General features: G+C 69.0%; 10 protein-coding genes. 7 read left to right on the forward strand and 3 right to left on the reverse strand.

The annotated features are described in order from the left end of the window. Window positions 1–161: 161 nt before the first annotated feature. Complete coding sequence (locus tag IRT45_RS27905; protein WP_194808824.1) at window positions 162–1,427, reverse strand: SPFH domain-containing protein; 1,266 nt, start codon at window positions 1,425–1,427, stop codon at window positions 162–164. A 182-nt stretch (window positions 1,428–1,609) separates the two neighbouring features. Here IRT45_RS27905 and IRT45_RS27910 point away from each other — a divergent pair, with 182 nt between their 5' ends. Both IRT45_RS27910 and IRT45_RS27915 read left to right on the forward strand, forming a co-directional pair. Continuing rightward, complete coding sequence (locus tag IRT45_RS27910; protein ID WP_194808825.1) at window positions 1,610–3,160, forward strand: amino acid permease; 1,551 nt, start codon at window positions 1,610–1,612, stop codon at window positions 3,158–3,160. A 127-nt stretch (window positions 3,161–3,287) separates the two neighbouring features. Continuing rightward, window positions 3,288–5,717, forward strand: coding sequence for a serine/threonine-protein kinase (locus IRT45_RS27915; protein ID WP_194808826.1), 2,430 nt, complete (start codon window positions 3,288–3,290; stop codon window positions 5,715–5,717). A 6-nt stretch (window positions 5,718–5,723) separates the two neighbouring features. Here IRT45_RS27915 and IRT45_RS27920 read toward each other — a convergent pair whose 3' ends face one another. Then, window positions 5,724–6,089 (reverse strand): DUF1707 domain-containing protein, encoded by a 366-nt coding sequence (locus tag IRT45_RS27920; RefSeq protein WP_194808827.1) that lies wholly within the window; start codon window positions 6,087–6,089, stop codon window positions 5,724–5,726. Between the two features lie 117 nt (window positions 6,090–6,206). On the opposite strand from IRT45_RS27920, the gene IRT45_RS27925 reads away from it, so the two are divergent. From IRT45_RS27925 to IRT45_RS37865, 5 genes are all read left to right on the forward strand, one after another. Further along, window positions 6,207–6,941 carry a MerR family transcriptional regulator gene (locus IRT45_RS27925; RefSeq protein WP_194808828.1) on the forward strand — a complete coding sequence of 245 codons (735 nt, stop codon included), beginning with the start codon at window positions 6,207–6,209 and terminating at the stop codon, window positions 6,939–6,941. A gap of 142 nt (window positions 6,942–7,083) precedes the next feature. Further along, window positions 7,084–7,593 carry a hypothetical protein gene (locus tag IRT45_RS27930; protein WP_194808829.1) on the forward strand — a complete coding sequence of 170 codons (510 nt, stop codon included), beginning with the start codon at window positions 7,084–7,086 and terminating at the stop codon, window positions 7,591–7,593. A gap of 122 nt (window positions 7,594–7,715) precedes the next feature. Beyond that, the gene (locus tag IRT45_RS27935; protein ID WP_228535294.1) at window positions 7,716–8,300 is read left to right on the forward strand and encodes a dihydrofolate reductase family protein; all 585 of its coding nucleotides are present in this window, start codon (window positions 7,716–7,718) and stop codon (window positions 8,298–8,300) included. A gap of 64 nt (window positions 8,301–8,364) precedes the next feature. Further along, window positions 8,365–9,738, forward strand: coding sequence for an AAA family ATPase (locus IRT45_RS27940; RefSeq protein WP_194808830.1), 1,374 nt, complete (start codon window positions 8,365–8,367; stop codon window positions 9,736–9,738). Beyond that, the gene (locus IRT45_RS37865; RefSeq protein ID WP_194808831.1) at window positions 9,735–12,230 is read left to right on the forward strand and encodes an AAA family ATPase; all 2,496 of its coding nucleotides are present in this window, start codon (window positions 9,735–9,737) and stop codon (window positions 12,228–12,230) included. The genes IRT45_RS27940 and IRT45_RS37865 overlap by 4 nt, the downstream gene beginning before the upstream one ends. A 12-nt stretch (window positions 12,231–12,242) precedes the next feature. On the opposite strand, the gene IRT45_RS27950 is transcribed toward IRT45_RS37865, so the two are convergent. After that, window positions 12,243–13,189 (reverse strand): aminotransferase class V-fold PLP-dependent enzyme (locus tag IRT45_RS27950; RefSeq protein WP_194808832.1); only part of this gene is annotated, 947 nt, incomplete at its 5' end.

Consider the following 13,189-nt stretch of genomic DNA (forward strand, 5'->3'; position numbering starts at 1 on the left):
CTTTGAGCACGGCGCCGTCGAGACCTCAGCCGGGTGGCGGATGGGCCGACGGGTCGAGCCGCTCACCGGCCACAGCAGGCATGGCGTCGAACGACGCCCGAAGGTTCGGCAACGGAATCACTCGCGACTTGCCCGGTGCCGGGTATGAGCGACTCGGCGGCTCACGCCCCGGCGGGAGTTCCGCAGGCGCCGCAGAACCGCGCTGCCGCAGGGAGATCCGCACCGCATTCGGTGCAGTGGCGCGGGGCAGCGGGCAATCGGGTTCCGCAGTGCATGCAGAATCGCGCGGTGCGGGGATTACCGGTAGCGCAGGATGCGCAGATCACCTGCTCCGAGGCGGCGGATTCGTCACCCTGTGGCGCCGCGGACGGAGGCGGCGATTCGACACTCGCGGAGGCGGCGGGGGAGCCGGGCGTCGCGGATGCGCCGGCCGCGGGGGGAGTCGTCGTCGGCAGCGGATCCGAGGTCTGCGGCTCGGGAGCGGGTGCGGGCTGCAGGACCGGTGGGCCCGAGGGCTGGGGGAACGGTTGCGCGGGCGGCGGTGTGGATTGCTGCGTGGCCCAGGGCACTGTCGACTGCTGCTGCCCCATACCGGCTATCGCGTTGAGGCCCAACGCGGCGCCGAGGAATCCACCTTCGCCCCCGCCGCCGTGCGAATGCGCCATGCCCTGTCCCGCGCCCAATGCCATCTCCCCGGCGGCGTAACGCTGGAAATCTCCGGCGAGCCGGATGTAGGTGACGTCCTTGGCGAGTCGTTTGAGCCGCTCGGCGTCCTCGGGTGCCAGGGTGATGTCGAAATTCCCCATGCGGGAGATCCGCATCCCGTACTCGTACAGCGTGAGATTGGTCTGACGCACCACCGCCGACTCGATCGACTGCAGTTGCGCCGAGAGGCCGAGCACCTGCCAGTCGCCCTGCGAGATGCCGTGCGACACGGTCATCTTCATCGACTTGAGCAGCAAATCCGCGCACCAGGCCTGAATTCCGGCAGGATCGGTGAGATCGGTGGTGCCGACGAGGGAGGTGATCAGTTGCGCGGGATCGCGCACAGCCAGAGCGAATTCGCCGAAGACCCGCAGCGTCACGATCTGCTCGCTGGCCGGGTCGACGATGTCGTCGAGCCGGCCGCCGAATCTGACGCCCGCGAATTCGCGCGTGGAAACGAAATACAGCTCCGCGCGGTAGAAGTTGTTGCCGGTGACGGAGTCCACCAGTGCGCCCAGCACCGGCAGTTCATCCGCGTCGACGCGATGGCGGCCCGGTCCCATCGTCGCGACGACCCGGCCGGACTTGACGAACAGCGCGATCTGATCGGCGTTGACGATCGTCCGGCTGTAGCGCCGGATGTTCAGATCGGGCCACTTGTAGACCAGCTGATCCTTGCGGCCGTCCGGGACGGCGATGAATTCCCGCTCGAACCAGGCCATATCCTCGCCCTTCCTCGGCCGTTGTCGTTATCCAGCGTACCGATACCTATCGGTATGGTCTACCGCCGACCTCGGCGGAGGGATTTCCGTTGTGTTACAACCTATCCCACGTATTGAACGTGCCGTTGAATGACGGTACATTGCCCATAGATATGATCGCCGTCACGTGAAAGGTCCTCCCCATGACAACTGTTCGACCTCCCTCGGAGGCGACGGCGCCCGCGGACGCGCTGCATGCCGAGGACGCGGGCTATCACAAATCGCTGCGCCCCCGCCAGCTGCAGATGATCGCCATCGGCGGTGCCATCGGCACCGGCCTGTTCCTCGGCGCGGCCGGCCGCCTGCACGACGCGGGCCCGGGCTTGTTCCTCGTCTACGCCGTCTGCGGAATCTTCGTCTTCTTCATCCTGCGAGCGCTCGGCGAGCTGGTGCTGCATCGCCCCTCCTCGGGCTCGTTCGTCTCCTACGCGCGCGAGTTCTACGGCGAGAAACTGGCTTTCGGCGTCGGCTGGATGTACTTCTTCCACTGGTGTATGACCGGGATCGTAGACATCACCGCGATCGCGACATATGTCCACTACTGGGGAGGCACCCGCAGCATTCCGCAGTGGCTCATCGCATTGGTCGCGCTGGCGATCGTGGTGAGTATCAACCTGATCTCGGTGCGCTGGTTCGGTGAGCTCGAGTTCTGGGCGGCGTTGATCAAGGTGATCGCGCTGGTCGCCTTCCTGATCGTGGGTGTGGTCATCCTCGGCGGCCGCTTCGAGCTGGACGGCCAGACCACCGGTCCGAGTCTGCTCTCCGCGCACGGCGGTCTGTTCCCGACCGGATTCCTGCCCCTGGTCACCGTGACCACCGGCGTCGTCTTCGCCTACGCGGCAGTCGAATTGATCGGCACCGCGGCGGGTGAGGCCGAGAATCCGGAGAAGATCATGCCGCGCGCGATCAATTCGGTGATCGCCCGGATCGCGCTGTTCTACGTCGGTTCGCTCGTCCTGCTCGGACTGCTGTTGCCCTACACCGACTTCCACGCCGGTGAGAGCCCGTTCGTCACCTTCTTCTCCAAACTCGGGGTGAACGGCGCCGGGTCCATCATGAACCTCGTCGTGCTGACCGCCGCGTTCTCCAGCCTGAACGCCGGGCTGTACTCCACGGGCCGGATCCTGCGCTCGATGGCGATGAACGGCAGCGCGCCCAAGCTGGCCTCGCGCATGTCCAGTTCCGGTGTGCCGTACGTCGGAATCCTCGCCACCGGCTGCATCGCGCTGATCGGTGTGGGACTCAACGCGATGGTGCCGGACAAGGCATTCGAAATCGTGTTGAACATGTCGGCGCTGGGCACGATCTTCGCGTGGACGGCGATCATCCTGTGCCAGTTGCAGTTGTGGCGCTGGTCGCGCATCGGCAAGGCGGAGCGTCCGTCGTTCCGGCTGATCGGCGCCCCGTACACCAGCATCGCGACGCTGGTGTTCCTGGCGGCGGTGGTGGTCCTGATGGCCGCCAGTGACGACGACGTGCAGCGCTTCGCCGTCCTGGCCATGGTGTGCGTCATGCTGCCGGCGCTGGTCGCGGGCTGGTTCCTGGCCCGCCGCAAGGTGCTGGCGATGGCCACCGAACGCCTCGGCTACACCGGTCAGTTCCCGGTGCTGGCGGAACGCCCGCTACAGAACGAGGCGGCCGAGTCGGCAGCCGAATCCGGGGAGCCGGGATCAGCGCCCGACGCCGAGAAGTAGTCGCACCCTCCGCCCCGGTACCACCGGGGCGGAGCTGTTCCCGGCGTTGGGAAGCTCGGGAACGCGGGGCCGTGGCCGGGGAACGAGAATGAGGCCCCGGTTCATCAGCGGCCTCGGGAGGTTTCTCATGCCGGAGCGACCCGATACGCCCCTTCCGCATCCGTGGGCGAATCGCCGCATCCGTCGCAGTGAGGTGCGCGGGCCGGATGCGCATCCGTGGGCGACGCGGCGCAACGGTGGGGGAGAACCCTCGCAACGGCTACGCCTCGCGGTGGAATCTCCGGGCGAACCGTCCGCGCGGCACCACGTCGGTGGGACTGTCGGAAACGGCGGTGTGGCAACGAGTTTCGCACCGGAGCCGACTTCCGGACCGGTGACCGCTGATATCGAGGTCGATACGCTCGGCTCCGAAGCCGGCTCCGGCCGCAGTGCGCGCTCGCGGCCGAGTCCGCGCCGGTTGGGCGCCGGTCTGGTGGAGATGCCGCGGGTGGTCTCGGTGGATCCGCGCGCCGCCGTACTGGACGACCCGGAAGTGCCCGAGGAGAAGCGATTCTGCTGGAAATGCAACTCCCCGGTCGGGCGCGCGGGCGACGCGGACGCCGGGCAGGTGGCGGGAGACTGCGGAAAATGCGGTTCGCCCTACAGCTTCCGGCCGATTCTGCAACCGGGTGAGGTCGTCGCCGGACAGTACGAGGTGCAGGGCTGTCTGGCGCACGGCGGTCTGGGCTGGATCTACCTGGCCGTCGATCGCAATGTCAGCGATCGCTGGGTGGTCCTGAAGGGCCTGCAGAATCCGCAGGATTTCGAGGCGCACGTGGTCGCGCTGGCGGAGCGGCAGTTCCTGTCGGAGGTCGCCTATCCCGGCATCGTGAAGATCTACAACTTCGTCAAGCATCGCGGCCCGGGCCGCGACGTCGCCGACGGCTACATCGTGATGGAGTACGTCGGCGGGCAGTCGCTCAAGCGCGTGCTCGATCAGCGTGCGCCGCAGCGCATTCCGGTGGCCGAGGCGATCGCGTACGTGATGGAGGTGCTGCCGGCACTGGACTACCTGCATTCGTTCGGATTGTCCTACAACGATCTCAAACCCGACAACATCATGGTCAGCGAGGACGAGGTCAAACTGATCGATCTCGGCGCGGTGGCGGCCATGGAGTCGTTCGGAAGTATCTACGGCACACCGGGATTCCAGGCGCCCGAGATCACCGAGACCGGGCCCACCGTCGCCTCCGACATCTACACCGTCGGCCGGACCCTGGCGGCTCTGGTGATGCAGTTGCCCCGCGACGAGCGCGGCCATCAGCTACCGGAAATGCCGGAGCCGCAGGCGCATCCGCTCCTGGTCCGTTATCCGTCGCTGTATCGGCTGCTGTGCCGCGCCACCGATCCCGACCCGGCCCGCCGGTTCCCCTCCACCTATTCGATGTACTGCCAGCTCACCGGCGTGCTCCGGATGGTGCTGGCCACCGACACCGACCGGGAACATCCGCAGGCGTCGGTCGAATTCGGCTCCATGCGTGGCGATTTCGGCATCGAGACGCTGATCGGTCAGACCGACGGCATCGTCGACGGCCGCCACCGGATGCCGACCCTCGACGCGGGCGCGGTGGTGGCCGCCCTGCCGGTTCCCCTGATGGACAGCACCGATCCCAGTGCCGAACTGATGTCCACGCTGCTGCACGGAGATCCGCGGCACGCCCTGGATACGTTGCGGCGCATCCGCGATCGGATCGCCTCCGGCGTCCTCGCCGACACCGGCTCCTTCGAACTCGAGGGCGCCCTCACCGCGGTGCGCGCCCATCTGGATCTGGGCGAGGTGGAGCCGGCACGGGCCCTGTTGCGGGAGTTGATGATCGACTACGACGCCGACTGGCGGCTGACCTGGTACGGCGGTATCGCCGATCTGCTCGACGGCGCCTTCGAGCACGCCTACACCCGGTTCGACACCGTGCACGCCATGCTGCCCGGGGAGATCGCCCCGGCTCTCGCGCTGGCGGCCACCGCCGAACTGGTCCTGCAGCACCTCGAATTACCGGCCGATCCGGATCGCTGGCACCGGGCCGCGGTCGACTTCTACCGCACCGTGTGGCGCACCAACCACGGTGTGGTCAGCGCCGCGTTCGGGCTGGCGCGGCGACTGGCCGCCGACGGCGAACTGCTCGACGCCGTCGCGGTACTCGACCGGGTGCCGGTGACCTCCCGGCACTACGCGCTCGCGCACATGACCGGTGGACTGCTGCTCGTCTCCCGGCCGGTGGCGGAGGTGACCGAGGAGGATCTCGCCGCGGCCGCGCTGCGCCTGGAAGCCCTGCCGGAGGAGCCGCGGGCACTGCAGTTGCAGGTCGTCGTGGTGGGTGCGGCACTGGAATGGCTGCGCGCGGGCGGGCAGCCGCGCCGGTCCGACGCGACCCTGCTGGGTTTCGCGCTCACCGAATCCGGTTTGCAACTGGGCCTCGAGACCTCGCTGCGCGCGCTCGCCCGCACAGCACCGGGCCGGCTGCATCGCTACCGGCTCGTCGATCTGGCCAATCAGGTGCGTCCGCGCACCCGGTGGTGAACCGGCTCAGGCGACTCCGCGCACACGCCAGAGCACGACGGCCACCGGCGCCGCGGCGATCAGCAACAGCCACAGCCAGTTTCCGGCCGCCCACGCCGACACCACCGCGAAGACCGTGATGGCACCGGCCAGAACGGCCAGGGAGGGGAGCGGATTGGCGGCTGCGGGCGCGGCGGGCGGATCGGGGGTGACGACGGGCAGATCGGTGAACAGCGCCGCCAGCTCGACGCGGGTATCGGCCCGGGTGGCCAGTGCGGTGCGCTCGTCGAATTCGGGCAGGGTCAATCTGCCGGCGCCCAGTTGCTGTGACAATTCCTGCAGTGCGCGCTCTCGCTCGGCGGCGCTGGGGCGCGCGTCCGCCATATCGTCCATGCACAGCAGAATAGGTCCGCTACCCCCGCGGATCGCAATCGAACCGCCAAAGATGGGAACCGGCATGCCGCCGCACGCTTTCGATCCGCGCATGTTTCGGTGTGGTTTCCTTGATGTATGACGACCCGGACCGAGTACACCATCGACGAGCTCGCGCGTGAGGCGGGGACCACCGTGCGCAGCCTGCGGGTGTACCACGAGCGCGGTGTGCTGCCGCCGCCGCAGGTCAAGGGCCGTACCGGCTTCTACAGCGCCGAACACCTCAACCGGGTGCGGACGATCAGCCGGTTGCTCGACCGTGGCATCAAGCTCAACGGCATCAAGGAACTGCTCAACGCCTGGGATCGTGGTGACGATCTCGGCGACATCCTCGGCGTCGCGGAGCCCGATGTGTCGTCGGGCGCCGAATCGCCGGCCGGTGCGACGATCGCCGCGACCGATCTGGCGCAGCGGCTGCACGAGGTGCCCAATGGGCTGGCCCGGGTAGTCGCGCTCGGCCTCTACGAACCGGTCGACGCCAGCACTTACCGCGCCGCCGATCCGATGCTGCTGCAGGCCGCCGACCGGCTGGCCGCCGCGGGCGTGCCGGAGCCGGAGATCATCGCCGAATTGGAGCGGCTCGCGACCGAATGCGACCGGATCGCGCGTCGCTTCGCGGACCTGTTCCAGCGCACGGTGTGGACCGGCTTCCAGGATTCCGCGGGCACACCCGCGGACGTGGCCGGGCTGGCCGCGGGTTCGGAGGTGATCCGGACCGTCCCGGCGCAGGCGGGCGCCGAACTGATCGGCCGTTTCGTGGCCCGATATCTCGATCAGGACAGCGCGCTGAACGAAGCGCTCGCCGACTCCTGAGCGTTCTTCGCGACAATCTCTTCCCCCCAACACTGGGAAGATTTCGCGGTATAACGTGCCGTTGTCTAACGGTACATTATCGGTGTGGCCGATACTTCTGACCGTCAGCGTCGGGAGTGCATGATTGAACGGAGACACACCGATGACCGCAGCCACCTTTGCCCGCACCACCCGAGCCCTGCTGCTGGCCGCGACCGTCGCCGGTGCCGCGGTCGTGGGCCTGTCCGCCGGTCCGGCCGCGGCGCAGGCGCCCGGACCGTACTGTCTGTGGGCCGGCGCCGCCTTCGCCCCCGGGGCCCAGGTGCATGCCGGCGGCTGGGCATTCAGTTGCCGCAGCGACCTTTTCGGCGCCGCCCGGTGGAACGCGGACGGTCAGTCCCGTCGCGCCGACACCGTGGCCAATCCGGGCGCGCTCGGTAACCCGGCCGGTCGCTTCAGTCCCGGCGCGCGTCAGCCGGGCACCTCCTACAACGACTACTGCGTGGGCAACCAGCTGATCGAGGGAACCGAGGATGTCTACGAGGCGGTTCCGGCCTCGGGCGGTCTCTACTGGCGCGCGGCCGGGCCGATCTCCCAGTGGCGTTTCGAGGACGAAGGCCCGGCGCCGACCTGGCGCTCGTCGAGCCTGTGCCGCGACGGCGAACTGCTCTGATCCGCACCTCGAGGTATCGGGCGTGACCTACTTAAGTAGGTGCGCCCGAACATTACCGATGCGCGCCGCCCCCACCCGGGGGAACAATCACACGTCGGCAGGTAACGGCAGATGGGTGAGCGATGGCAGGCGTGACACTGTGGATGCAGATGTCGCTCGACGGATACGCGGAGGGGCCCGACCAGGAAATTCACTGGCCGGTGGTGGACGAAGAGCTGTGTGAGTCCTTCCTGGACGAACTACGGGCGGCCGAGGTTTTCGTGTACGGCCGCAAGACATTCGAGATCATGGCCGCGTTCTGGCCCTATGCCGATGCCGACCCGGCCATCTCGCCGTTCTACGTCGAATTCGCGCGCTGCTGGAAACGCACCCCGAAACTGGTGTTCTCCCACACACTGCGCGATCCGGGCTGGAACACCCGGGTGATCGGCGCCGATCCGATCGCCGAGATCGGCGCGCTGCGCGCGGCTTCCACCGGGCCCGTCGTGGTCTTCGGCGGCGCCCAGACCGCCTCGTACTTTCTGGAACACGATCTCGTCGACGAATACCGGCTGTTCGTACATCCGCTGCTGCTCGGCGGGGGCGTGCCGCTGTTCCCGAAACCGCTGGACACGGCGGGGTTGCAGCTGGTGGACATCATGACCTTCGACAGTGCGGTCGTGCAGATGCATTATCAGCAGGCCACGCCGGTCGCGCGAATGGGGTAGTCGCAGATCGCGGTATCGAATCCGGACACGCGACGGGGGCATCGTGGGCTAACTTGTTCCTACTATGTCCCAGCGTTCGCGTATCGGTGTACTGCCCGCCACCAGCAGTGAGTTCGTGGGCAGGTCCGCGCAGCGGGAGCGGATAACGGCGCTGATCGCCCGTGGCGCGCGGCTGATCACCCTGACCGGTCCCGGCGGCATCGGCAAGACCAGGCTGGCCATCGAAACGCTGCGCCGCGATGTCGAACTACCCACGCGCTGGCTGGCGCTGGCGGAACTGGATGCCGAGACGGCGATCGCCGAACTCCGCGCTCTCGCGCCCCGGCCGGACGGCGCCCCGCACATCCTGGTCCTCGACAGCTGCGATCGCCTCGTGACCGCCCTCGCGACCGAGCTCGCGGACCTGCTCGAGGCCGACCCGGCACTGACCGTCGTGGCCACCAGTCGCGAGCCGATCGGCTGGATCGACGAACAACTCGTTCCGGTGCCGTCGCTGGATCCCGCACAGGCATTGCGGCTGTTGCACATTCGCATGGAGCTCACCGGCCGCACCGCCGACGGCGACGACGACGATATTCTCCGCCGGATCTGTGCCCATATGAGCCACAATCCGTTCGGTCTGCGGCTCGCCGCGATCAGATTGCGGCACAATCCACCCACCATCGTCTTGCACGAGGTGAGCGGCGATGCCTACGACCGCCGTCTGCAGTGGTCCGACAGTGCGCGGGTGGGGGTCGAAGCGCGACACCGCGATATCGGCGCCAACATCGCGTGGTCCACGAGTCGTTGTACGCCGACGGAATCTCTGCTGCTGCAACGCCTCTCGGTATTTCCGGGCGGTTCCGCGGGCGGCGGAGCCGATCGGGAGACGATCGTGGCGATCTGTGCCGACGACGCATTGCCGGCGGCGTCGATCGAATCGGCACTGGATCGACTGGTGGAACGTTCGCTGGTGATCGTGCGGCTGACGGCCACCTCGGCGCGGTGGTACCTCACCGAATGTGTCCGCCTCGTCGCGCGCGCCGAGCTGCATCGGCGTGATCCGCTCGAGGCCAATCGGCTCGCCGCCCGGCATCTGCAGCTGCGCCGGCTCGAGGTGCGCCGCGCCGAGGGGTCGGCGCTGCCGCAGCAGCCGTGTGTCGCCACCACACAGCCGCCGGTCCCCGCGGTGACGGCGCCGCGACCCGAGTCGGATCGCTGGGAGAGCCTGTCGCGGGCGGAACGTGAGGTCGCGGTGCTGGCGGCCGCGGGCTGGCCCAACAGTGCCATCGCCGTGCGCCGCCACAGTTCGGTGCGCACGGTCGATGCGCAGGTGGCGATGGTCCGGCAGAAGTTGCAGATCACCTCCCGCGGGCAGATCGCCCGGCATCTGCCCGCCGAGGCTCGGGAGCGGATGCGATCCGAGGCCCGGGCCCGGCGCGAGACGGCCCGGTCGTGACCACACCGTGGATATCCCAATTCGTCGGCCGCACCACGGAACTGCGCAGCATCGCCGAACTGCTCGACCCCGGCGGGCCCCGGTTGATCACCTTGCTCGGGCCGGGTGGCATCGGTAAGACGACGCTGGCCACCGAGGCGCTGCGCCGAGCCCAGCGGCCCGGTCGCGATCAGGTGCTGTGGGTGCGGCTGGCGCGGCTGGAAACCGGCACCGGCATCGAGGCGGTCGCCGAGGAGATCGTGCGAACCGTAGCACCGACCGATCCCACCGGCCGCAGCGCCGAGGACTGCCTGCTCGACGCCTTCGCCTCGCTCGGCCCCGCTCGCACCATCCTGGTTCTCGACAACTGTGAACACGTCCTGCACCCGGTGGCGCGGCTGATCGTCGAATTGCTGAGTGTGAATCCGGATGTCACCGTCGTGGCCACCAGCCGGGAACCGATCGGCTGGACCGACGAGCGGCTGGTGCCGGTGCCGCCACTGACCAACGACCATGCCTTGGAACTGTTCCGGCGGCGCGCGGAACTGACCGGCCGGCCGATCGGCACCGAGCCCGCCACACTGGAACTGGCCGCCCGGATCTGCCGGCGCGTGGACAACAATCCGCTGTTCATCCGGCTCGCCGCGGCGCGGCTGCGCTATCGTCCGGTCGCCGAGGTGTTGCGCGATCTCACCGGCACCGACTCCGACGCCTGGATGCGCTGGTCGTCGGGCGTGCGGGCCGGCGCCGACGAGCGTCATCGCAACGTCGGCGACGTGATCGCCTGGTCCTACGGGCTGTGCACCGACGCCGAACGCCTGCTGCTGGACCGGATGTCGGTCTTCGCCGCGGGATTCGATCCCGGCGACGAGGAAACCCGCAGCGGCGGAATCGAATACAGCGCGGTGGCGCAGGTCTGCGCCGACGAGGCGTTGCCCGAGCCGGTCATCGCCGCCACGCTGGAGCGACTGGTGGAACGGTCGCTGGTGTCGACCCGCATGACGGCCACTTCGGTGCGCTATTTCCTGCCCGAGAGCGTGCGGGCGTTCGCCCGCGCCCGGCTGCGGGAGCGGCCGGACGGTTCGGCCGCACCGTCCGGCGTGCCCGCCCGTCATCGCCGCTACTTCCGGGACAAAGTCGTTGCCGGACAGGCGATGTGGTACGGCCCGGACGAGATGGAGTGGATCGACTGGGTCCGCGCGGCCTGGAACGACGTGCTGCTCGCGGTGGAGACCAGCCTCGCCGATCCGGGCGAGGCCGTGATCGGACTCGAGATCGCCACCGTGGTCATGGCGTTGCGGGTGCCGTTCCTCACCGGCACCAATCGCGCGGTCACCAGGCTCACGGAGCGCGCTCTCGCGGTGATCGGCGACGATCCGGCGCTGTCGTCGCTGCGGATCTCGGCCAAGGCCCTGATCGGCTGGATCGCGGTGTGGCAGGGCCGGTTCGACTACACCTCCCGGCTCCTCGGCGAATGTGCCGCCGAATGTCTCACCGATCCGGTGCTGCGCGGGGAATGGCGGGAGCACACCGCCGACGACATCGGTCTGCCCGCCCAGGTCGAATTCACCTGGGGTCTGGAACTGTTTCTGGTTCGCCTGGACCTGCGTGCGATCGAGGTGTTGTCGCGCGCCCGCCGCAAGTTCGCGGCCGTCGGCGATCGCGGCGGCACCCAGCGCAGCGATCTGTTCACCGTGCTCGCGGCCGCCAGCCTGGCGAGCCCGGAGGTCGCCGGGCGGGTGGTGCGCCGCCATCTGCACGATGCGGCGAAGACGGATGCGCCGTGGGCGGTGTCCTGGGCCGAGTTCGCGGAACTGGTCGCCACCATCCGCCACGGCGATGCCGCGGATGCCGTGCGCCGGGGCCGGGCGGCGGTTGCCGCGCATCTCGATCGCGGGGATACCTGGACCGCGGGCTGGATCATCCACTTCTGCACCGTCGCGCTGGCCACGATCCTGTCGCGGCGGATCGAATCCGGCGCGCGCCCGGGCGAACTCGCCGCCGCCGCGCGGGAGATCGCCTACCTGCAGGGCGGTACCGCCGCATTGCATCGTTCGATGGGGATCGCCTCGGACCGGGTGCCGCTGGTGATGGAGGGATCGCTGGCCGCGCGTACGGCCGCGACCGCGGTGCTGGGCGCCCAGCGCTACGCCGCCGCGGTGCGTCGCGGTGGGCGGATGCGGCCGCAGGAGAACGAGCTGCAGCGGTATTTCCTCGGACGGCTGGAGATCGTCGAGGACCTCGACGCCGACCCGGATGATGCAGGGTGGCAAGAACTTTCACCCGCCGAACGCGAGATCGCGATTCTGGTGGCCGCCGGGTGGACCAACAGTGCGGTCGCCGTGCGCCGCGGGACGTCGGTCCGCACGGTCGACGCCCAGGTCGCGACCATTCGCCGGAAACTCGCGGCCGCGGACCGCTCGGCGATCATCCACCGCATTCCGGGTGGATTGCGCGATCGCGTGCGTGCCGAATCACGGCAGCCACCGGGACGCCTGCGCCGAACCCTCTGAGACCTCAGCCGATCACCTTCGACTGTCGCCCAAGGCTTTCAGGGCGCGGTCGACATCGTCGGAGTCGTTGTGGACGTGGAACGACACCCGCAGCGCACCGGCTCGCGCCGTGGTCACCACCGCGGCCTCGGCGAGGGCGTCCGCGGCGGCCGCGGCGCCCGGAATCGACACGATCGGCGCTCGTCCGGGAACGGGTGTGAAGCCGAGGTCGGCCGAGCCGGCGCGGAAACGGTCGGCCAGTGCCAGATCGTGGGCCTGAATCGCCGGAACGGTCAACTCCTCCAGCAGTTCCGCGCCGGCCAGTGCACCCACCACGCCGAGCCAATCCGGCGTGGCGTCGAAGCGCCGCGCGGTATCGGCAAGCCGTTGCGGGGCATACATTTCCGCCCAGCGGTCGGCGGCCGCATACCAGCCCGGCGCATGCGGGCGCACCCGGTCGGCGATCTCCGGCCGGATCGCCAGCAGTCCGACACTGCGGGCGCCGAGCAGCCATTTGAAACTCGCGCACACCCAGATGTCGGCGTCGGCGAACCGCAGCGGCAACCAGCCCGCGGCCTGCGAGACGTCGAACAGCAGCAGCGCGTCGTGCGCCGTGGTCGCCGCGCGCAACCGCGCCGCGTCGACCGTCCGGCCGTCCGCGGACTGGACGAGACTGCACGCCACCAGTGCGGTATCCGGCCGTACCTCGTCGGCGAGTCGCTCCAGTTCCACCGTGCGCACCCGCAGATCCCCGCGGTAGCGGAACGGATTGGGCACGGACGCGAAATCGCCTGCGGCGACCAGTACTTCGGAGCCGGGGGCCAGTGCCGCCGCGGCCGGTCCGATGAGAGCGGCGGCCGAATTGCCGATCGCCACATCGGCTGCCGTCGCGCCGTCGAGGAGGCGGGCGTAGGCGGCGCGCAGCCGATCCACCCGATCGTCGTAGCGCGAGGGTGCGCGGTGTCCGCTCGCCCACCCGT

It is taken from the genome of Nocardia sp. BSTN01 (genome assembly GCF_015354405.1).
In the GTDB taxonomy this organism is placed as follows: Bacteria; Actinomycetota; Actinomycetes; order Mycobacteriales; family Mycobacteriaceae; genus Nocardia.